Source organism: Bacillus proteolyticus, from assembly GCF_001884065.1.
GTDB classification, from domain to species: domain Bacteria; phylum Bacillota; class Bacilli; order Bacillales; family Bacillaceae_G; genus Bacillus_A; species Bacillus_A proteolyticus.
In genome coordinates this window covers 1-22,700 of the sequence record NZ_MACH01000071.1, presented here as the reverse complement: position 1 = coordinate 22,700, position 22,700 = coordinate 1, and the positions used below count along the sequence as shown (strand labels likewise).

Sequence of the window (22,700 nt, the reverse complement as noted above, 5' to 3'; positions counted from 1 at the left end):
CTAAAAATAATCTAGATAGTTTAATTTCTAACTGTTCCTGTATCTTTTATTTTAACGTGTGTATTCACACGTATTTTAGCTTTTGAAAAAGCGCGCAACCAATCTTCTTTTACCTTTTTCCATTCTTTATATTCAAAAGCTCTAGCGTGTAATGATAAACCAATTGGATCAATTTTATTTCTCTGCATATCCTGTAACATGCCTTGTAATTTTTTATTGAACTCTTCCTGGATTTCATGTTCCAACCTACCTATATTTTTATTACCATGTAAACGAGTTTTAGTTAAGTTTCCGTTGGTTTTTTCAATTAAGGATACATTCATACTTACATCTATATTAAAAATAAATTTACCTTTTTGGAAATCAACACTAATTTTTCTCTTTGTATTTTGTACGAGAACAGACGTATTTGGCTTTTTATCAGATTTTTTTGGAGAAAGAACAAGGTGTAGTATCATCCGACCTGTATTTTTTGACTTATTAATAAGGTTGAAAAACTTCACATCGGTTTTAGGAATCTTCGTTAAGTACTTTCCTTGATGATTTAAAAATGCAATTCCTACCGTATCAATTTCATTATTTGTTTTCTTGATAATGGGAACAGTTTGCGTCATTCCCTGTTCATTTTTTTCTCTCATTAATTGCTGAATCGTGGAAGAGACGGATTGATTATTTTGAATAGACGATTCGATTACACCCTTTATATAAGATGGAAGTGATGGCTTATCAGGCCTATTAACTTTAAACACATCTTCTGCCGGTCCATCAACAAGCACCACTTTAGCATTGATGGTAGCGTAAGGATCACGGTAAGAGGAATCGAGCGCCTGTATCCAATTTTCTTCTTGTGCTAATTTATCCCCAATTAAAATAACTTCAGCTTTGGATGATGTCACATACCCTGTTAATTTTGTATCCATTTTGCTAAATCCATCATATATGGTTGACGCCTGAGCCCAATGCTCTACAGTACTGCTTTGCTGTTTATGATGAAAGAGTGGTATGCTTGTGCCCACTTTTATGTTTCCATTAGAAGTTCTATCTAAGCCGATTAAAAGGATTAAAGAAACTTTTTCAAGAGGAATTCTATGACTACAACCAATTAAACATACACAACAGATTACAATCCATATCCATTTTCGAATCAAAGCTGTTTCCTCCTAGTAAACCAAGTAAAAACAATGCTGTAAGCGAAAAAGATGATTGGTAATACAATAAAGAAAATGATATTTAAGATATCCATAAGAGAATATATAAATAAATATTGATCCACATCGGGATTTAGAAAAACAAACAAGCCGACTATTAATAACATAAAACCAACCAACGCCCAATTACGAGATTTTTTTTGAAATGAAATGGTCACAGATTCAAAACTGAAAAATAAATACGGATATATTGTAGTGGAAAATACAATCAAATAGTAAGCGATATATAAAATTTCTAATCGTTCTATGAAAGAAAAACGAACTCCTTTTAACAGATGAAATACTGGCCAAATTACGTCTTTTATCCCCTCCGGACTAAAGTATATATAAGAAAGAATAGTCACATATAAATAGAGAAACATGGTTCCAGTATTCGCTATTAGTATTCCTTTTATGGCCTTTTGTTTTTTTTGTAAGAACGGATAAATAAAATATGCAATTTCTAAGCCCGCATAAGGAGTAATGGTTTCTTTTGTTGCCTTTACAATAGGATATAAGCCATCTTTAAAAATAGGTAGTAGGTGTAAAGGATTGTAAATACTCTGTAATGAGAAAAGGAGAAAGATTGGCATCCAAGTAGTGAAGAAGAAAACCAGCATAGAGTAACTAGTAAGAGCCCTTATCCCACTCAGTGATAAAATAATAAAAGGTAATAGTAATAATATGGCAATTTGATAAGCAGGAGTGGAAGGGAATATCCATACTTTTACAATATCAGTTGCCTTTAATAAAGTATTAAAGCCAGCAAAAAATAGATAAAAGGCATATAAAAGAAGAAAAATTGTCCCTATCCATTTACCAAAGTATGTATTTAAGATCTGAGAGAAATTTTTGTTAGGATTTTTTTGTAACATTAATATAATAATTACGCCAATTATAGAAGTAATTATCCATCCCAGAATGATAGAAATCCAGCCGTCTGTACCAGCGGTAGTGGCAAGAGGGCTTGGCATAATTAACATACCTGATGCAAGTTGCAGTGAATGAATGAAAACAATATATTCGAATAAAGTTATGCTTTGGAATTTAAGTTTCCCCATGCGAGCCACCTTCTTTTTTCTTTCTTTGTTTCGGCAGTCCTGTGCTCGAGCGGGTGGTGATCATAGAAATAGGAAATCTTACAAAAGAATCTTTTAACTCTTGGAGACGAAATGGTGCAATTGGCAATCCATATGGTGAACCATAGGAAGTTAGTGAAACAAAATGAGCAAATAAGAGCATTAATCCACTAACTATACCTACAATTCCAAAAAAGTAGGCAAATAACATCATTGGAAAACGAATAAGCCGAATACAACTTGATAAATCATAATTAGAAACAACAAATGATGCAATGGCAGTAATAGATACGATAATAACCATAACATTACTCACAAGTCCCGCTTGAACAGCTGCTTGTCCAATTACAATCCCTCCAACAATTCCAATGGTTTGTCCAATTGGTTGTGGTAGACGAATACCAGCTTCACGAAGCATTTCTAATGTGATTTCCATAATAAATGCTTCTAGTAAAGGCGAGAAAGGGACTTTAACTCTTGACGTTGCAATAGAAGTATATAGATCTAAAGGAATGATTTCAAAGTGAAATGAAACCATTGCAATATATATTGCGGGTAAAAATATAGCTATAATAAATCCTAAAAATCGTAATAAGCGAAAAGATGATGCAATCAGCCAATGTACATTATAATCATCGGGAGTCTGAAAAAATCCAATTAAATTCATTGGAACGATCATTGCACCAGGAGATCTATCAATTAACACTGCTACTTTACCATCAAGGATATGATTAGAAATAGCATCTGGGCGTTCACTTAAATAAGCCTGTGGAAAGGGAGTCCAATTTTGATCTTTTGTAAAGTTGGACAATTCTCCTATGCTCAATACTGTATCAGTTTTAATTTTACAGATTCTTGTCTCCACTTCCTGTACCACATCTTCGTTAGCTACATCGCCTAAGTAAAGTAAATATACAAAAGTAGTGGCCCGTTCTCCGATTGTCATTTTTTTGATTTTTAACTCAGTAGAAGGAATATATCTACGAATGAGACCTATGTTTTTAGTGGCATTCTCAATAAACCCATCATGAGAACCTTTAATGGTAACTTCTGAAATAGGTTCCTGAATCGATCTTTCTGCCCATCCCTTTGTATTTATGAGAAGGGCTTTTTTTTCTCCTTCCATAAACAGTACACATTGTCCCTCGAGCAGCCCTTTTTTAATTTCATTCCATGTATATACTGTTTTTGTATAAGTAGCAATAATATTAGAATTAAATACTTGCCTGTCTTCATTTACTTCTTGTAATAATGGTGTAACGACATTTCCTTTTAGTGCAAAACCATCTGTCAGGCCTTCAAAATAATACAGTAGAACATTCGTTTTTGTTTTTAATTGTAATGGATGTTCAACTAAATCGGCACAAATATCAAAGATCTGTTCTAATGTATTCTTAAGTTCTTGTAAATTATTTGTCTGGATAGTTTCAACAATGGTATTTTCCATGGTTTCTAAGGTCTTTTCATTTAAAGACATGATTTACACCTCATTACGTATAACAGTTGTGTTTTTATTATTTTTATATAATCAAATTTTATTCATTGGGATAGCAACATATCGCTATCAACTTGAAATTTTGTGGCACCCCCAGAACGAAATTTTAAGGGAGAAGCTGGTGAGGCTGCAAATATTGTAAAAAAAGGTATATTTCACGGTCATGGATTTGCTCCGGCTCATTGCCCAGGAGAAGAGGAAGGAAACACCCATAGATTGGCTTTAGAGTTAGGAGACCTTTTGTATTACATTTCCATCATGTCTCACGAAATTGGATATACCTTAGAAGATATTGCACAAATGAATATCTCTAAATTAGCAACAAGGTACCCAGACGGATTCAGCCGAGAAGCTAGTCAAAAACGCGTTGATGTGAAGTAGGGAAAAATTTGAATTTTATAAAAATGAATTGAGGATAATCCTCATAAATAAAAGCTCCACTCTCAAAAGGGCGAGAGTGGAGCCTGTGGATGAAATTACTGAGCTCTTGGGATGGTGAACATCAGCACATAAATAATATCATGAGTATTCAGAAAAAGCATTGAGTAAATGTTTTCGATTTTTCAAATTATAGTTAATTGATTTTCAATAAACAAAAGCGTTATTTTAACTGAAAGAGCATCCAACCTTTATTTAAAGGCTCTTTGATTTTAACTTCAGATGTGTCTCTAATTGAATAGTTATCACGAAAATTTACAACAGCAGAAACTTTTTGCTTTTTATTATCTGCCACATGTCCGTATAGGTGGATTTCATGTGTTCTATATTCTTCTGAAGGTTCAATTTTTTTAATTATAATATCAAGATCCTTTTCTTTTTTAAAGTAACCGATAGTTATTAGTTCAGTAGTTTTACTTACTTCCGGCCATTCTTCACTGTATTCTTTTGGAACGAATTGAGATGAAACAAAGTGTATAAATAAAATGGGGATAGTAATAAAAGCTATACATACAATGCCATAACGTAATAATTTTCTTTCCACAAACTGTCACCTACCAATGGTGTTTTGTTTAATAAAGTTAACAATCTATATATTAAACCATTATTAGCCAGGAAAACATTCTTTTAGGTGACATTAGTATTACAAGTTTGTAAGGTTTATTAGAAAAATTAGCTTAATGGAAAGTTGAATAAAATAGTTATTAAATGCAGAAAAAATTAAAGAACCCGCTGGTTATAAACGGATTCTTCGTAATAGGAGCACCAGGAACACTAGGAAGCTGATCCAGAGCAACCTGGGTATTCACTTGGATGATATTACTATATTCGAAGGGGATAAAAAGGTTAATGGAAATTAAACAAAATCCTTACTTTATTGAAGAAAAAGCATGCACAAAAATTGTGCATGCATAAGAAGAATTCGATGGCTATTCACCTTGCACCTTGGTGTATATATAGTATTAACATATTTTCAAAATTTATTCTTTTATAAAACGCCTTTAAAATAGCGGTTTATGCTCACTAGAAACCAACGTGCTATTTTTCTTGAATTATTTTAATGATAGATTATTAACTAACACCTCAATAGCTTACTTTATAATTTGTACAAGTTAATTCATTTATAAAACCATTACATTACTAAAATATCCCTACTCTTAACGATACGTTAATACCATAAATCATCTCTTTTCAGGTATATTCCTTTATTAGTTCTTTGTCTTATGAATACTTCTGCAATAATTAAATTCGGTACCCAAGATAACCACGCAATAACAGCGTAACTTTGTTCAAACTGCTCTGGGCCGAATAACACAATAAACAAAGGTAACCAAATTCTTAATGTAACTGCCCCAAAGGTTAAAGAATAATTTCTGATCATCCAATTGCGATGGTCTTGAATTTTTTTGTTTTGAACTCTATTTAATGCTTGATATGCTGATATTAGCCAAAGTAAGGATCCGAAACCGAAACCAAGCTTTGCTAGTAAACCACCCGAAGCATAAAAGGCTAAGTATAGTCCTGATATGCCGCCTAATAATATACCAACCATATAGATTCTTCCGAGTAATCGATGACGGTTGACATTCTTTTCTCTAAAGTTTGTGGACAGCGTAAACGGACCAATTACTAACGCTAATATACCTGTTGTAATATGTACAAATAATATAATGTACCAAAAACTGCTTAATTTAGCTACATACATAAGTTTCATTTTTATAAGTCCTGATTGAGATCCATCCAAAATAAAATATTGGAAAACAACATAACTAGCTACTATAACAGCAAAAACAGTAGATATATACCAAATAATCCTGCTCAAATTCCACTTCCTCCTTTCCATATTTTAGGGGGATATATTATACATTACTGTTCATTCTAGAGCGGAATTGGAGAATCCTTCTTTATCTAAGAAGATGAACCCTCCTAAAGGATAGTGGTTTATCTATACGAGCATCTACAAATACTATTCTTGGTTATTACTTTTTATTAACCATATAGAATATAAATGTGTCTGCATTTCGCATCACCGTATCCCAACTACTCGTGTATCTCTACTAAGTGGAATATAAAATTCACCACTCCTTAACCTGTCACTGGGATAGATGATTTTTATCAGTACTATGTGGTTGCAATTATAGTCATACGACTGCTATACTACTTAGACATAACGTTTAGGCAGCGGTTATGACCAAGCGGATACATATCATTAACAAAAAAGAGCTAGCCAGTCTGGACAGCTCGTTTCCATAATTATCGTTATCAGAAGTTGTTTTTAGATAATCAGTTCTTATATTTTATAATAGTGCCGTTTGTTCCTTTGTCTCAGTCTTCAATTTGTCTTGCAGACCTGATTTGTTTAACTGGAGTTGTATTACTAGGAATGCTAGGGACAATCGCATTGAGAGGAATAATGGTCACTATTTCTTCGTTTGTATAAAGATATTAATGCTTATAAAAAAGACACTCATTCTAAAATGTACCCTATAGAATAGACAATTAAAAAAGTCTATTCTATAGGGTGTTTTTATAGAAACATAATGTTACTATCGTTGGGCTACGCCCTTCACACGCTTGAGGAAGGAGAATTATTTCGGGGAATTCGTTAAATTCGTAAGTTTATCCTTTATTGCAAATTGTAACTACAGTTTACTTTGCTGTAAAGAAACAAAAAACATTTTTCTTATTCAATAATTCCAATTTCTAGAGCCTTTTGAACAGCTTCTTCTTTGTTACGGACTCCTAGCTTTGTATAAGCTGTGGAAGCATAATTTCTGACAGTACCATTCGATAAATATAACCTTGATGCTATGGTAGTGTATCGAAGTCCTTTTGCTACTAGTTGCAATATTTCTATCTCCCTAGCTGTTAGCTCATAAGCGGTTGCTTTTGATTGTGGTGTCTCTTTTTGCTCATCAAACTTCTCAAATATTTTGTGAGACATTCCCTGATCAATTAGTGTCCCACCTTTGTGAATAAGTCGAATCGTATTAGCTAGTTCCAACGTTTCAATAGATTTGAGTAAAAAACCATCCGCACCATTGCGAAATGATTCCAACGCCTGTTCGGTATCCTGAAAAGTTGTAAAAACCAATACGCGGATATGTGGCCATTGTTGCTTAATCTTTTTGGTTGCTTCGACTCCATCCATGTGCTGCATATCTAAATCCATAAGTATAACATGGGGTTGAAGGCGCCCACACAAATCGATGGCTTGATTGCCATCCTCAGCCAAACCGACTACATTTAAATCTTCATATCTATCGAGTAGTGTTCTCAAACTTTCCCGAACAAATGGCTGATCGTCTACAATTAACAAACGAATAAGTCCATCTTTTATTTCAGTTTGTCGTGGTATGGTACAAGTAACAAGCATTCCTTCCTCTGGCTTTGTATATACAGACAATTGACCTTGCAAATTCATTGCCCGCTCTTTCATCGCATTCATACCAAAGCCTTCCTGCCATTCTACATTTCCTGTTCCATTATCTTGAACTTCTAACCTCGTATATTGTTGTTCAAACTGCAATGAAACTATAATTTCAGTCCCTTGACCATGACGTACTGCATTCGTAAGGGACTCTTGTAAGCAACGAATGAATGCGATCTTCGCTTGCCGAGACAATTGATATTCCTCTCCGAATGTCCTAAAACTTACATTTACCTGAGCGTGCTCCTGAAATTCGGCTCCAAGATTTTGTAGAGATTGAATCAAGGAAGGGGATTGACACGGAGAATCCATTTGGTGTAGATAACCTCTCACGTTCTCGATGCTTTTACGCCCCATTTCAAGCAGAGAATCTAGCCTCTGTATACCCATTTCAGTAGCAAGTTCGGTACGCAACGTTTCCATCCCCATAATAATAGAAGTATAAGCGTGACCAACTGTATCATGAAGCTCGCTCGACAGCCTGTTCCGTTCTTCTGCCAGTGTAATGCGTTCAATCTGAGACATATATTGCTCAAGTACTGCGTTTTGTTTACGAATTGCTTCATTTTGCTTATGATTGGCGATTAATAAATGAAAAGCGAATCCCATTACATAAGCGAATCCATAATAGGTGACCATAGCCCAATAGCTATTACTTGGCGCAACCGCATAGAAAATTCCAGTTGTTATAAAAACTGTTGTTGGAGCTGTCCAATAATAGGACAAATGCTTACTATTTACAGCAATTAGAAACACCGATATAAGAAATATGTTGTAAGCTTCCGGAAATAATGAGGTTAAATATATACATTGTCCACCATACAGCAGTATTTCTGTGAACAAGTAATATTTGTAATTGAACAGTAAGGCTACCCATGGAATTGAGAAGGCAACAACCTCCCAAAGAATAATGATCCAAAGTGGCAATGTTAACCCATCCTGAAAACTTAATGTAGCTAGGATGATAGACACACTAGTAAGTAGACGTATCCCTAACATAATCCAATCATACCAAAACCAATACTTAACCATATCTAACAAGTCATTTACCCCCTAAATAGCCTACCATTTTACTTCCTATATTAAAATTTAATCCTTCATGTCTTATTATACTTTTAAATTTAAAACTGCGATACTACTCACAGACTGCAAACTTCTATTGATTTAGTTGCCGAATCATACTACGTGTATAGCCCCCAATTTTCTTTGTCAAACGATCTACTATTCTAATACTTATGGCGGTAAATACTATACCCATAAACATTACAAAGAGTGACTTGGAAAAAGTATCTATCTGTATGAAAATAATATTCATTTCGATGTAGCGATACAGTAGTGGTGCCAACAGGAACATAAGTGGCATTACATAAAAAATGGTTGCACTAATAAGACTAAAAATGCCAATCGTAAGTTTCTGCATTAACCAATAGACAGCAGACCAAGTACGGCGATCTGTAAGCACTAATTTCACCTGAGTCCAGTTCGATGTATCTATTGTTATACTTCTATCATAAGAGTCTGTTGAAATATCTGTATAAATTTTCGTCTGTATGCGCTCGAATTGGATAAAAGGTGTAGTAGTCTGTAGTACGCGTATAACTAGTGGAATCCCAATTACCGTAAATGAAAGGGTGAAGCTGAATAGCAGAGCTATTAGATAAAAACAAAAATAGAACAATCCTGTAACGAAAGTTAGCAATAAAAAATAACCATTCTGGATGAATCTTAATTTCATAAAGTTCATCACTCCTATCTATGTAATAACCGAATTGTACTGCTTTTTTTGTCATTCTCACTAGTGTAAAAGTGTCATATGACATTTCTAAATGATGCTAAAAAGGGGAGAGTAACCTACTTCTGGTTAAAAAAGATGCTTATATTAATCTCCATAAAATAATCCCGTTCTTGCAGATGCAAGAAGGGATTGTTTTGTACTTTTATTTAATATGAGATGGACTTGTTTTTCGAATGTGAAAAATAATATCAAATTGCTCAAGCAATGACTTATCAAAGTATGCCGATTCGTTCGGTAAGAGTCGTGCCCCTATACTTAGTAATGGTCTTTTTGCTTTAACCCATTTCTCTGCTGGTCCTTTAAGGTGACGGTTATCCAATAAAAACATTTTATATGGTACTTTTCCGAGGGTATAATTGAAACTATTTATATCTTGTGGAATCAGATCCGTTGTAATCTTATCTCCAGTGGCGTTGTATAAGGTGAAATTCCCCTCCGTAGTTGTACTGCCAATTGTGACATAATTATTGTCTAAACGTTCCTTCAAAAATTGCCCCGCAACATAAGGGTATAATTTCTCATCGATAATTCCTTTAGCTATATGAATATTGTGTCCCCATACCATTGTTTTACCACCCAATGTCTCTTGTGCCCACATTGCATGATCGGCCAAGTATTGCTCATGTAGCTTTAACATACTTGGATAGTCGTTAGGAATTAGCATTGTGGTAAATTTCTCTATTGCACTTGCCGTTGCTTTCGCCCAGATGTACTCGGGTGAAACTATTTCTGTGTTGGCTTGCTTATTCTCATCTTTTAGTAATCGAGCTACTCTCTCAGCGTTTGCTTTGAACTTTTCTTTTATTTCAGGAGCAAGGTCCATATATTCCTGTGTACTTCCATTAAAAGCCGACAATTCTTTATAATTTTCTTCTACTTCTGCCAGCAAATCTGGTCGATGCAGCCTTACATAATCAATTACTTTATTAAAGCAACCTTGGTCCAACTCCTTTAAGTCGAGCCCAATAAATTGGATCTTTTTTTTATTGGATGGATCAGCATTATAATCTTTCATCCACTCAATCATGGCTATAATTTCATCAGTAGGATATAAAAAGTTTAAAAATTCCCTAGGGTTTCCTTTTCCTGTTTGGATATATTCATTTAGCTTTAAGCCGTTTCCCCAATCTTCTTCCATTGTGAAATTTGTAAAACCCATCTCAGTAACCAAATATTTCACAAGTCGAAACTTCATAGTGAAAATTTCAGAGCTTCCATGAGTATTCTCTCCTAATGCTACATATTGTGCGCTCCCAATCATTTTCTTAAGTGGTTTTAAATCCTCAAATGTTTTTGATGGCTCTATCGTTTTTAATGGGTAAGCTTGTGATTGTATTGATTTAATTATATTTTTTTGGATTGATTGACCTGAATTTTCGACTGCTACCGTTTGAGCGTTTCCTACTTCCACACATCCTGTGACTAATAAAGCTGTACTAACCATTGCAATTATCCTTTTCTTATTCATCTTTGCCACCTCAATTGAATTATTTTTATAAGCAAGATTGATTCATGTACTTGCACGAATCCTTTGCCTTAATTCAATTGTTATCTATTCCATATCATATTTTCTAGTTACATATTGTCATAAGGTTAAATTGACACAAGTCATAGGTTAATCATTACACTTTTGTACTAACGGCTATGACAACTTATAAATAATAATTACATTGATGAGTCGCAAGTAAGACTAGATTATGAGTTTGGGAGGGATTTTAAAGATGAATGATCTGTATGTCAAAATATTTTTATTCTAAATTGTGTCTGTGGAAATGACAAGAAGTAAATTCGATAAACAAGTGAATTAAAGGGGAAGGGCGGATTACAATGATATTACACGCAAAATCGTTCCACAATAAAGATAAAATCCAACGTGCTAAAATAGGACTTCAACTCTTTCTGAGTATCTTAATCATTACTTCTATTATCCTAAATGTAGTAGTAATAATTACTAAAAGTATGCCGCTTATTGTGGTATATATGTTTACCCCAGCATTTTCTTCTATTTTGACTCGCATAATACTGAAAGAAGGGTTTAAAGATGTATCTTTTAGTCTCGGTAACTTAAAGATATGGAAGGGGATTGGTCTTGCTCTGTTAATACCTATGATAATATGTGGAATTACTTATTCTATCGCCTGGTTGAGCGGAATTGCGAGGTTTCAGCATCCCGAAGGTGGTATGTTAGAACCAATCTACAATATACTTGGACTTCAGTATTTACCGGCACCATTCAGTTTCATTTATCTAGTAGTATTGAGCGGCGTTTTAGGAAGCTTGCTTAACTTAATCCCAGTTATGGGGGAAGAAATGGGTTGGCGGGGGTATATGCTCACAAGGCTAGTCGATGCGGAATTTTCACGTCCCATCCTTATTAGTGGATTGATTTGGGCAACGTGGCATGTCCCAATTGTTATTGCTGGATTATACGTAGAGGGAACATCTATCTTTCTCTCTGTACTTGGCATCTATTTTTGTATTGTACCATTCAGTTATATTACTGCTTATCTACGACTTTTAACAGGTAGCATTTGGCCTTCGGTTATCATCCATACTACTTGGAATGCCATTATTCAAGGACCTTTCGCGCGTGCAAGTACAGGACATCAATCTGAGATTTGGATTGGAGAGTCCGGCTTGATAACCGCTCTTATTATCTTAATAACTGCAATAATTGTGTCACGAATAATAAGATTTACTAAACATTGATTTTGTTTGTAAACAATTAATCAGTTTATGTGTAAATAGTTGTATTTTGATTATTTTCTTTAATACCATGTAGCATAATTTTTTCACTTCCAAAAGAGGTACTATGGAATGCTGTTGTTATTCAAAGATATAATTAACTAGAAAGAATTTTAGTGTTTATTATATAGAAAGATCAAAATGTTACAAGTCAATATTAACTAAGCCGCTATAAAATACCCCCATTCGATATTTTGAAAGAGGGTATTTTAATTTGGGATATTTGCCTTTCTTCGAATGATGGGCATATGCCATTACCCATGGCTATCCTCGAAAGGGTTCTGGTGCAAAGATTGTATTTATTTGAAAGATGTATATTGATTCCTAATGGAATCTATTCTTATGCAGACATTCCGAATAGTTGATGAATAAACTTCACTTCATTTCATTTTGGACAGACTTGTCCCGTAAAATAAGTTGGCCTTTTTTAATGATATGCATCGCTTCTATTTCTGAAAGAATAGATTTTGCTTTTCCATACCAATCACATCCTTTTTTAGAGTAATAGTATCAGTATGTCCAAGTCTGAAAGACTTTTTTTAGATATTTTGAAGTTTTTGCACCAGAACCAAAAAGAGCACCTAGTATAGGTGCCGGAATAAAAATTATTCAATGATAAAGATAATTACTTATCACCATTTTATTTGTATGTTTCAATTAAAAACATGAACAAAAATTGTACATGTCTATATAAAATCTATGTTCTGTCTATGTAAACATTTGTTTTATTTACAACGTAAATAAGAGTTCCATCTGGTGTAATATCTATACCAACAGGTTCGATACCCACGTTAATTGTACCAATAACGGAATTGTTAGCGAAAATCCAATGATCTTTATATTGAGAAATAAAGAAGAGTCATTATAAAGAATCTTACTTTTTCATAAATAAAAGAGCAGCTAGCAAAAGCTAACTGCTCCAATCATGGAATATGGTTAAGAAATGGGTTGTATACATTATTGACAGAATATTGAGTTTTATTCGGGGGGTTACTAATTATGTAGTTACATGAGAAGTCCTATTAACATCCAGGCTGCTGTACAGAGATAATAAAGTTGTTTAATTTACAATAAAGTCGTTTAAAAAACGCAAGTCATGTTATTCAACAATCCGGCCATTTAATGGAATAAAAATCGCGAATCTAATTGGATATTTATGTTAATATTAGTGTAGAATTTGTGAAGGATTGTCTTAATCTAAAATTGCAATTAATTTTTTTGGTTGAAAATATAAGTAGTTTGTATCGCTGTAGGTATTCAGATAACAAGGTAGACAAGGAGACTGAAATGATAAACTTTGTTAAGCAAGAAAAAGTTAAATGTTCTACATGCGGGAATAAAATCAGAGAAAAACAGGTTATGAGGAAAAGTCAATTTGCAATAGGCAAAATGTTCGTAATCGCCATACTAATGCTAATGATAAGTGTTAACGGAGTTGTATTTGCAAACGATAACGAATCTACAAATGGTAGTTTTGATATTTCTAAGATTGATCAGTTTATGACAAATGAGATAGAGAGACTGAACATTCCTGGTGCATCATTGGCTATCGTAAAGGGAGATCAAGCGGAATATATACAAGGATATGGTGTTTCAAATCCAGATGGGACAAAAATGACATCGCAAACGCCGATCGTTCTTGGTTCGACTACTAAATCGTTCACGGCCCTTGCCATTATGCAGTTAGTGGAACAAGGGAAAATCTCCCTAGAAGAACCGGTGCAATCCTACATACCTTGGTTTCAAATTTCAGATGAAGAAGCATCTGAAAAAATCACTATTCAACATTTACTGAATCATACAAGCGGTCTTTCTACAAATGATGGTCAAGTATCTATATCACAAGGGGATAAAACATTAAAAGAACATATTAAAAGCTTGGCAAATACAGAATTGACATATTCTGTGGGCGAACAATACCAATACTCGAATTTAAATTATAACATTTTAGGTTTAGTCATCGAGGAGGTTACGAATAAATCGTATAAAGAGTATATCAATGAATTCATATTCAAGCCGCTTGAAATGAACAATAGTTATGTTAACCCAAAAGATGATACAAACAATGCAATTGCGACTGGATACCAAACTGTATTTGGATTAAAGGTGCCGACAAAGCAATTAATCCATGAAGGAACTGTTTCTTCAGGTTACCTTATTTCCAGTGCGGAAGATATGGCAAATTACATGATCGTACAATTGAATCAGGGAGAATTCAAAGGAAGAAGTATTTTATCAGCGAGTGCAATGACCACAATGCATCATCCATCAGCACTCATGGGGAATGATACCTACTATGCAATGGGATGGGAAGTGAATAATGAAGGAATCTCCCATAATGGATGGACAGAAAATACATACTCAAAAGTTGTGTTAGATGGGGAGTATGGCATCAGCTTGCAGATCAATTCAATGGATTATCTTAATCTTAATGAATATGATGCCATCATAAGCGGGATAAACAAGCTGGTACATAATGAAGAACCTTCTATATCTGATAGCAATCCATTTATGAAATATGTAATTATTGATTTGATTTTACTGGCAATAGTTGCTTTAATTGTTTGTTCAGCTTACAGAATTTTCAAACCTAAAAATCGTAAAGTAACAACATTCCGTAGGATTCTAAATGGGTTGTCTATATTAATATTTAACTGGCTGCTGCCATTGATTATTTTAATTGGATTTCCTAAATTATTTGGTCCTTTGTCTACGGTAACATTATTTGCTCCAGGAATAGGGCATCTCTTATTTTTAATACCTTTGCTTTTTATAATTGTGGGAGTCGTTAAATTAGGTAAAGTAACACTAACATTAAAGAAAAATACTTTCGATGCATAAGCTGAAAAATCGTGATTGATTTTATTCCAATAAAGGGTGCTATTGTTGAATGAGCCATAGATTTTTAAACGATTTTATTGTTATATTTTGAGTACAGTGAAGTATCTTATATCGAAAATTAAACAACTAAATTTTAACCCCGTCCTAAATTTAGAACGGGGTTATGCTTGTTTTGGGTTTAAAAATTAAATAACTTTATTTTCTTTTCACACCAGTTTCATTATTGATTGGTTTACAAAAAAGGTCTTAAGTAAACTGAATTCTCCTAAAAAAATTTCATTTAGTTCAACTATTTATTTATGCGATATTTGGCGTAATTTCATTAGGTATATTGTTTTCATTTGTTTTTATGGTACTTGACTTAGTATGGAATGCTCTTTTTGGAATAATACTAGCTGTTTTATATTTCTTTGTATTATCGTCTTTAAAGAAAAGAGATAAATCAGCATCCTGAATGTATACTTTTGATGATGATTTGTTTAGGGATTTTCACAGTTATCTTTCCTGGTTATCATAATATGTTTTATCTGCATATTTTTTATCTTTTCCTTTTAGGTAGGCTAAGATTACTTTTGGATTTTTAAGTAAAGCCCAGTCTCCATATTTATCAAATCTTCTGCATGAAGTTATCATTCCGTTTTTAATGGTACCGAATTTCTTATTATTTTGCTTTCCCCATTTTTTTAACCGTTTAGCGAAATCTGCATCTTCTGCCATAAGCATGTTTTCATTAAATCCGTTGATTGCCATAAAGTCTTTTCTATAGCACCAAAAAATCCCTACAGATATAGCTCCATATTTAAAAAGTAAGGGGATTATTATTAACATTGCGGAAACGAATATTCCTAAAGATATTCTTTCAAACTTCCCAGTTACCCCACCGCCAATGTATTTATCTGAAGCTAAATATTTATCTACATTAGACAACATAGACTCTGTCATTTGGGTATCAGCGTCTATAGTAATGATTATTTCTCCACTAGCTATTTGGGCCCCGGCATTCCGGATTTTGGATAAGTTTTTATCGTTATTTTTTAATGTAATACAGTTATAAGACTTTGCTATTTCCTCTGTTTTATCTGTACAACGATTTAAAACAACTATGACTTCAGTTTGATCTTTATATGCCTCTGATGCCTTTGCAATTGAATCCAAACATTTTCTAATGTACTTTTCTTCATTGTGTGCAGGGATTATAATAGAAAACTTTACATCTTTTTTAAAATTGGCTCCTGAAGATTCGTTTGTTTCAGTCATAATATTCCCCCTTGTTTTATAAAGTGATTATCTATTATATATATTAACATTTATTGGGTTGTATTATAGAAACTGAAAGTAAACTATTATTTAAAAGTTTACTTTGGAATGGCTTTAGAAAAATAACATTCACTTCTATATGGAAAGTAGTCATAGGAATACATCCTTCATTGTGGGAGGGGTGCACATAGTTAAAAAAATAGCCTTGTCCAATCCATTATCATTCTTTTGTCATTTAATATTACAAAGGGGGGAGGAAATTGGAAACAATGGAAAAATCACGTTTCGATTTGTAAAAAAAGATGGGCAAGAAATTAATTTGGGAAATCTTGATGATAGACGAAAAATTGTCATTGTCATTAATAATCAGATTACATTTGCACCGAATACAACACAAATTTCCAGTGGAGCCGGACAAAATAGTGTAGCAGGAAGTAATGCAGCAATCGATTCATCGAATACCCGACAGCAAGAAACGGTGGGCGCTGGAGGCGAAGCGATAAATAAAGGAATTAGTGGGGATCAGATTGAGCCACAAAAAATGAAAAAAGAAACTTCGGATGAAGAAGCAGAAGTTGTACTCATCATCAATAATCAAATTAATAGAACCCGTGAGAAACAGGCTAGTGCTACTCAAGTGGCAAGTGGTGGTGGAGATGACAGTGCAGCGGGAACAAACGCTGCCATCGAAAGTTCTAACACCAAACAGCAACATGCAGTGGGAGGCGGAACGGATAGTTCGGCAGTAAACACAGGTGAAGAAGGCGATCAAATAGAAGAATGCGATTAAAGAAAGAAAAATAATTGCATTTTTTTCTTAATAGGGGTCACCATACATGCCCATCAACTTAAGAGTGGAAACACAATGAACTTTCGTTCGTATAAACGAAAAAACTCTTAAAATATTTTGTGTCCTTAAAAATGAGCATACCAAATAAATCTAGATAGGTATCGTTTTTAAAAATTATGCAGCTTTCTTTTGTTTTCTCAAACCATTATGCTCATAGACAACACCTAAAATATCAAAGACTGTTTTCTTCTCGTATCGATGAGATTTCCGGCCATTCTTCTGGAGTAAGTGGAACAGGCGGATTAGAATCTTTGTTATTTCTTGGGTGTTTTGCTGTATGGTTCGATATAAAATGTGTAAATGATCTTTAATCATTCCAATTGCTTTATATTCACTTAATTCTTGTTTCTTTTTTTGTAAAAGAAGTTAGCGCATTTTAAACATCGTAGAGGAGCACAGGAAAATAGCGATTAGCTTTCCATATAGCTGGCACTCTAATCTCTCCTGTTTTGTATGTTCGATTTTTAAATAATACCCAAGAAGGAGTGGGTTGCAGTTATAGAAATACTCTATTTTTTGTATTTCTATAATAGATAAAATTTCAAAAAAACAGAATTATCTTGACAGTTATTGAATGGATTGATAAGGTTATAAAAAAATATTTCTTATCCAGAGAGGTGGAGGGACTGGCCTTATGAAACCTCAGCAACAGGTCTGCTTAAGTAGACACTGTGCTAATTCCAGCGGGTGATAATCCTGATAGATGAGAGCTTCCGTTTTTATTTGTCAGTAGCGCCCTCTTTTTTAGAGTGCGTTTTTGTTTTTTCTGGATAGTAACTAAAGGAGAGTAGAAATGGAGAACAAAAATGGGCAAGAATTTCAAAGGAAAATGCAAGCACGTCATATAGTCATGCTATCACTTGGTGGGGTGATTGGAACTGGCTTATTCTTAAGCCCGGGTTACACTATTCAACAAGCTGGCCCGTTTGGAACAATTCTATCCTATCTGATTGGTGCGCTAGTGGTTTATTTAGTTATGCTATGTTTAGGAGAGCTTTCTGTACATATGCCTGAAACGGGCGCATTTCATAGTTATGCAGTTAAATACATTGGACCGGGTACAGGGTATACAGTAGCCTGGTTGTATTGGTTAACTTGGACTGTTGCTTTAGGTTCTGAATTTACAGCCGCAGGATTACTTATGAAGCGATGGTTTCCATCGATTGATGTTTGGGTATGGAGTGCTCTTTTTGCCATTTTGATCTTTGTATTAAATGTCCTGACTGTTAAATTTTTCGCCGAATCCGAATTTTGGTTTTCATCGATAAAGGTTATAGCTATTGTGATCTTTATTGTTTTAGGAGTAGCGGCAATGCTAGGGTTTCTTCCGATGACTCATTCAAAAGCAGCACCATTCTTTTCTAATTTTACAAGTGGAGGTTTATTTCCTCATGGTGCTACGGCCATTATAATGACCATGCTTGCGGTTAATTTTGCTTTTTCGGGAACAGAATTAATAGGCATTGCAGCTGGAGAAACAGCGAACCCGGAAAAAATGATACCGAAGGCCATTCGAACTACTCTGTGGAGATTGATCATCTTTTTTGTAGGAACGATTGTTGTTTTATCTGCGTTATTGCCTATTTCCGATGCAGGGGTATTAGAGAGCCCTTTTGTTGCAGTTCTAGAACGAATTGGGGTGCCATATTCAGCTGACATAATGAATTTCGTTATCTTAACAGCCATTTTATCTGCGGCAAACTCAGGCCTTTATGCCTCTTCTAGAATGCTTTGGTCGCTTGCTAATAAGAATACGATATCCCCGATTTTTGGAAAAATGACGAAGCAAGGTGTTCCAATCAACGCCGTCATTTTCAGCATGGTGGGTGGAGCTTTGGCATTGCTCTCAAGTATTGTGGCACCAGATACTATCTATATCGTACTTGTTTCCATTTCCGGTCTAGCAGTAGTTGTAGTTTGGATGAGTATTAGTGCTTCCCAGTTCCTATTTCGCAGACAATTTTTGAAAGAAGGAAATTCTGAAAAGGACTTGATTTATCGCACACCACTATATCCATTAGTACCAATTGCTTCTTTTATCCTTTGTCTAGCATCGTGTATTGGAATTGCATTCGATCCAACACAGAGAATTGCCTTATATTGCGGCATACCGTTTATTTTGTTTTGCTATGGAAGTTATTATCTAACAAAAAATCTAAAAAAGAGGGGCGTAGATTATGTCGAACAAAATCAACCCAATTGATGCTATTTTATCCCAACATTCCATTATGCTTCTTGACGGAGCATTAGCTACAGAATTGGAGGCGCATGGATGTAATTTGGACGATCCCCTTTGGTCGGCACGTGTGTTACTAGAAAATCCGGAACTAATTTATCAGGTTCATTCGGACTATTTTCGTGCTGGAGCGGACTGTGCCATAACAGCAAGCTATCAAGCTACTATTAGTGGTTTTTCCGCGTATGGAATACTAGAACAGGAAGCTTTGGAATTAATTAAGAAAACGGTGTTACTTGCAAGAAGGGCAAGAGATGATTTTTGGAAGGAAAATACGCAAACGAATAGGCCTAAACCATTGGTTGTTGCATCAGTTGGTCCGTACGGGGCTTACCTTGCAGATGGCTCAGAGTATGTAGGCAACTATGGTGTGACAGATAAAACATTAGCAGACTTTCACCGTTCGAGAATGTCAGCGTTAATCGAAGCAGGTGCAGATCTATTGGCATTTGAAACGATCCCTTCCCTGCAAGAAGCAAGAGTATTAGATACATTATTGCGTGAGTTTCCAGAAACATATGCTTGGCTTTCCTTTTCGCTAAAAAATGAGAAAGAGATTAGTGAAGGTATGAAACTCGTGGAGTGTGCACGAGTTTTTGAGAAAAGTGAACAAATTGTAGCGATAGGCATCAATTGTGCGCCAGTAACCGTTGTGACTGGTGCAATCCAAGAGTTGAAGGCAAACACCGAAAAACCGATTATTGTTTATCCGAACTCGGGTGAAACTTATAATCCAGAATCAAAAACATGGCATGGTCATGAACAATGTAACGGGTTGGATATTCAATCCGAAGAATGGTACCAAGCAGGTGCACGTTTAATAGGTGGATGCTGCAGAACGACACCTTATCACATTGAGGAGATATCGAACAAGTGGCGTTCTTCCGAGTTTTTCTATTCGAACGAAGCAAAACAGTAATGTAATGGATGATAATCTATCTTTGTGTGTATTTTCATGATTTTGCTTGTTCAGGAATCTACAGTTACGTCTATTGGCACAAAATGTCTTTTCAGAGACACAAATGTAGATGGTAGCCTCGGGAATCCAGTGGACTTTTGGGTACCTTAGGTATGGAAAGGAATCAGGGAAAATAAAAACCGCTAGTTTAATAGATATGGTAGACAACATGCTGAATCTTTTAATGAAGATGTAGTTGATCCAATTGAAGGTGAAGGGGACCATTTATTCGTAATTAAAGTTAACGAAGAGGTTAATTTAGTTATTCAAAAAATAGTTCAATAACTATATGAAAATTTGTTGTGGTAAAAATCCTTGTTGTAGTAGTAAATGTGGTCATATTGTTGTAAAAAAGGATAGATGTAAACAGGTATACTCTCCTGTTCATCTATCCTTTCCTTTTTACCTTATAAAATGTGTGACATTATAATAAAAAATATTAATGGATATATTGAGTTATTACCTATTCAAATACCCTTACTAATATCAATTCATTTTATTAATAAAACTTATCTATATTTTGAAAAAGCCCAACCCATTTACTCTTAAAATTTTTATTATTAAAAAACAACAGATGTAAGCTTTATTTGATATTAATTGCATTTTAGGGCGTATGTAAGATATTATTTCTTTTAAATAAATTAACTTAAAAATTAAATATAAAAAGCCAAACAAACTTTAAAAATCACACTTAAATTAGAGGAGAGTACAATATGAATACAATCATGATTGTAGAAGATGATACAAAAATCGCTGAATTACTGGGAACTCATATTAAAAAATACGGATATCAAAGTGTTATGATAGAGGATTTTGAAAATATCTTAGCTACATTTCAAAAGATTAAACCAGATTTAGTGCTATTAGATGTAAATCTGCCTAATTTTGACGGCTATTATTGGTGCCGCCAAATACGAGCTATTTCTACTTGTCCAATTATATTTCTATCTGCAAGGAGTGGAGAAATGGATCAAGTTATGGCTTTAGAAAATGGTGGTGATGACTACATTACGAAACCTTTTTATTATGAAGTTGTAATGTCTAAAATCCGTAGTCAACTCAGAAGAGCATACGGTGAATATGCTCCTAAAGTAAAAGAACGAATAGTTGAGCAATCAGGATTATTCCTGTTCCCAGAAAGAATGGAACTTCAACTAGAAGATAAGACAATTATACTTACTAGAAAAGAAACATCTTTATTGGAAATATTGATAACAAAGTCTCCACTCCTTGTAAAACGTGAAGTGATTTTAGAACAACTATGGGATAGTTCATATATAGACGAGAATACATTGAGTGTAAATATAGGGAGAATTAGAAGGAAGTTGCAAGATTTAGGTATTGAAAACGCACTGGAAACAGTTCGTGGTGCTGGATATCGTTTGCATGCTACTTGGGAGAAAGAAGGAAAGGAATAATGAAATTATTTTTAGAAGAACATATTCCACTCATTTGTTATACATTTGTCCAATTGTTTATCATTCTTTTTATATATTGGTTTGATGGTTATCCACATATTTTGACAGCATTATATTCTGTATTTTTGGGTGTTTTTTTATTAATAGGTTATCTAATATATCGTTATTATAGTCATCGTTCATTCTACAAGCGTCTATCAACACCAATGGAAACTTTAAATGAGTCAATAAAAGATAGTGATTTGACTCCATTATCAATGGCCTTAGATAAATTACTACAAACTCAATATCAATATTATCAAAACCAATTAAAAAAATGGGAACGAAAACAACAAGAACAAATGACTTTTATGAATCAATGGGTTCATCAAATGAAAACACCTCTTTCTGTTATTGAGTTAATTACACAAGATGCAGATGACTCTCGATTTGACAGTATTAATGAAGAAACGGAAAGAATCAAAAAAGGATTGGAAACGGTCTTATATGTTGCTCGTTTAGAAACATTTGAACAGGATTTTCATGTAGACAGATTGCGAATATTAGGAATGATTGATTCTGTTATTCATGAAAATAAACGTCTGTTTATACGTAGTTATGTGTATCCAGAGGTAAAGGTAGATCCGAGTCTTATTGTAGAAACAGATAAGAAATGGTTTCGATTTATACTCAATCAAGTGCTGTCAAATGCAATTAAATATTCATCAAGTAAGAAAGAGAAAGTAATAGTATCGGCGTATTCAAAAGGACGAGCAATTATTTTGGAAGTAAGAGATTATGGAGTGGGCATTCCTACTGCTGATTTACCGCGTGTTTTCAATCCATTTTATACTGGAGAAAATGGTAGGAAATTTAAAGAGTCTACGGGAATGGGATTATATCTTGTTAAAGAAGTATGTGAAAAATTAAATCATAAGATTGAGCTAGAATCTGAAGTAGGTAAGGGAACAAAAGTTAGAATCGTATTCCCA

The 22,700-nt window shown here is 34.1% G+C and carries 16 protein-coding genes, 4 pseudogenes and 1 riboswitch; of the genes and pseudogenes, 9 read left to right on the top strand and 11 right to left on the bottom strand.

What is annotated here, in order from left to right:
- Window positions 1–20 precede the first annotated feature (20 nt).
- Genes BAQ49_RS10890 through BAQ49_RS10880 form a run of 3 tightly spaced genes read right to left on the bottom strand, consistent with a single transcriptional unit; the run spans window position 21 to window position 3,743 of the window.
- The gene (locus tag BAQ49_RS10890) at window positions 21–1,148 is read right to left on the bottom strand and encodes a Ger(x)C family spore germination protein (RefSeq protein ID WP_071745329.1); all 1,128 of its coding nucleotides are present in this window, start codon (window positions 1,146–1,148) and stop codon (window positions 21–23) included.
- Entirely contained in the window at window positions 1,145–2,248 is a 1,104-nt protein-coding gene (locus BAQ49_RS10885; protein ID WP_071745328.1) for a GerAB/ArcD/ProY family transporter, read from the bottom strand. Before BAQ49_RS10885 ends, BAQ49_RS10890 begins: the two co-directional genes overlap by 4 nt.
- Window positions 2,235–3,743, bottom strand: coding sequence for a spore germination protein (locus BAQ49_RS10880; RefSeq protein WP_071745327.1), 1,509 nt, complete (start codon window positions 3,741–3,743; stop codon window positions 2,235–2,237). The genes BAQ49_RS10885 and BAQ49_RS10880 overlap by 14 nt, the downstream gene beginning before the upstream one ends.
- Before the next feature lie 129 nt (window positions 3,744–3,872).
- On the opposite strand from BAQ49_RS10880, the pseudogene BAQ49_RS10875 reads away from it, so the two are divergent.
- A pseudogene (locus BAQ49_RS10875) lies at window positions 3,873–4,142 on the top strand (nucleoside triphosphate pyrophosphohydrolase family protein); the annotation flags it as partial.
- Between the two features lie 220 nt (window positions 4,143–4,362).
- On the opposite strand, the gene BAQ49_RS10870 reads toward BAQ49_RS10875, so the two are convergent.
- Together BAQ49_RS10870 and BAQ49_RS10865 are read right to left on the bottom strand one after the other, a co-directional pair.
- The gene (locus BAQ49_RS10870) at window positions 4,363–4,743 is read right to left on the bottom strand and encodes a phosphoglycolate phosphatase (protein WP_071745326.1); all 381 of its coding nucleotides are present in this window, start codon (window positions 4,741–4,743) and stop codon (window positions 4,363–4,365) included.
- A gap of 624 nt (window positions 4,744–5,367) precedes the next feature.
- The gene (locus tag BAQ49_RS10865) at window positions 5,368–6,021 is read right to left on the bottom strand and encodes a DUF2306 domain-containing protein (protein ID WP_071745325.1); all 654 of its coding nucleotides are present in this window, start codon (window positions 6,019–6,021) and stop codon (window positions 5,368–5,370) included.
- A 489-nt stretch (window positions 6,022–6,510) separates the two neighbouring features.
- Between BAQ49_RS10865 and BAQ49_RS33495 the strand changes: the two are divergent.
- Window positions 6,511–6,639, top strand: a pseudogene (locus BAQ49_RS33495) (homoserine dehydrogenase); the annotation flags it as partial.
- A gap of 243 nt (window positions 6,640–6,882) precedes the next feature.
- Here BAQ49_RS33495 and BAQ49_RS10860 read toward each other — a convergent pair.
- From BAQ49_RS10860 to BAQ49_RS10850, 3 genes are all read right to left on the bottom strand, one after another.
- Complete coding sequence (locus BAQ49_RS10860; RefSeq protein ID WP_071745324.1) at window positions 6,883–8,670, bottom strand: helix-turn-helix transcriptional regulator; 1,788 nt, start codon at window positions 8,668–8,670, stop codon at window positions 6,883–6,885.
- 115 nt (window positions 8,671–8,785) lie between these two features.
- Complete coding sequence (locus BAQ49_RS10855; protein ID WP_071745323.1) at window positions 8,786–9,364, bottom strand: sensor domain-containing protein; 579 nt, start codon at window positions 9,362–9,364, stop codon at window positions 8,786–8,788.
- A 202-nt stretch (window positions 9,365–9,566) separates the two neighbouring features.
- On the bottom strand, window positions 9,567–10,892 hold the full coding sequence (locus BAQ49_RS10850; protein WP_071745322.1) for an erythromycin esterase family protein: 1,326 nt from the start codon (window positions 10,890–10,892) through the stop codon (window positions 9,567–9,569).
- Between the two features lie 359 nt (window positions 10,893–11,251).
- On the opposite strand from BAQ49_RS10850, the gene BAQ49_RS10845 reads away from it, so the two are divergent.
- Complete coding sequence (locus tag BAQ49_RS10845) at window positions 11,252–12,133, top strand: CPBP family intramembrane glutamic endopeptidase (protein ID WP_071745321.1); 882 nt, start codon at window positions 11,252–11,254, stop codon at window positions 12,131–12,133.
- A 376-nt stretch (window positions 12,134–12,509) separates the two neighbouring features.
- Here the strand turns inward: BAQ49_RS10845 and BAQ49_RS10840 are convergent.
- Window positions 12,510–12,643, bottom strand: a pseudogene (locus tag BAQ49_RS10840) (IS6 family transposase); the annotation flags it as partial.
- An 813-nt stretch (window positions 12,644–13,456) separates the two neighbouring features.
- Between BAQ49_RS10840 and BAQ49_RS10835 the strand changes: the two are divergent.
- Complete coding sequence (locus BAQ49_RS10835; RefSeq protein ID WP_084667391.1) at window positions 13,457–15,010, top strand: serine hydrolase domain-containing protein; 1,554 nt, start codon at window positions 13,457–13,459, stop codon at window positions 15,008–15,010.
- A gap of 495 nt (window positions 15,011–15,505) precedes the next feature.
- Here BAQ49_RS10835 and BAQ49_RS10825 read toward each other — a convergent pair whose 3' ends face one another.
- Entirely contained in the window at window positions 15,506–16,267 is a 762-nt protein-coding gene (locus tag BAQ49_RS10825) for a glycosyltransferase family 2 protein (RefSeq protein WP_071745320.1), read from the bottom strand.
- A gap of 259 nt (window positions 16,268–16,526) precedes the next feature.
- Here BAQ49_RS10825 and BAQ49_RS10820 point away from each other — a divergent pair, with 259 nt between their 5' ends.
- Window positions 16,527–17,057, top strand: a complete 531-nt coding sequence (locus BAQ49_RS10820; protein ID WP_071745345.1) for a hypothetical protein — start codon at window positions 16,527–16,529, stop codon at window positions 17,055–17,057.
- Window positions 17,058–17,231: 174 nt separating this feature from the next.
- Here BAQ49_RS10820 and BAQ49_RS10815 read toward each other — a convergent pair.
- A pseudogene (locus BAQ49_RS10815) lies at window positions 17,232–17,567 on the bottom strand (IS4 family transposase); the annotation flags it as partial.
- 152 nt (window positions 17,568–17,719) lie between these two features.
- Window positions 17,720–17,827: riboswitch (SAM riboswitch) on the top strand.
- An 83-nt stretch (window positions 17,828–17,910) separates the two neighbouring features.
- Here BAQ49_RS10815 and mmuP point away from each other — a divergent pair.
- From mmuP to BAQ49_RS10795, 4 genes are all read left to right on the top strand, one after another.
- Window positions 17,911–19,320: an S-methylmethionine permease gene (gene mmuP, locus BAQ49_RS10810; RefSeq protein WP_016130533.1), complete on the top strand. Its 1,410-nt coding sequence runs from the start codon at window positions 17,911–17,913 to the stop codon at window positions 19,318–19,320.
- Window positions 19,295–20,272 (top strand): homocysteine S-methyltransferase, encoded by a 978-nt coding sequence (gene mmuM / locus BAQ49_RS10805; protein ID WP_071745319.1) that lies wholly within the window; start codon window positions 19,295–19,297, stop codon window positions 20,270–20,272. Before mmuP ends, mmuM begins: the two co-directional genes overlap by 26 nt.
- A 752-nt stretch (window positions 20,273–21,024) precedes the next feature.
- On the top strand, window positions 21,025–21,729 hold the full coding sequence (locus BAQ49_RS10800) for a response regulator transcription factor (protein ID WP_016130537.1): 705 nt from the start codon (window positions 21,025–21,027) through the stop codon (window positions 21,727–21,729).
- On the top strand, window positions 21,729–22,700 hold a 972-nt coding region (locus BAQ49_RS10795; RefSeq protein WP_071745318.1), incomplete at its 3' end, for a sensor histidine kinase. The genes BAQ49_RS10800 and BAQ49_RS10795, both read left to right, overlap by 1 nt.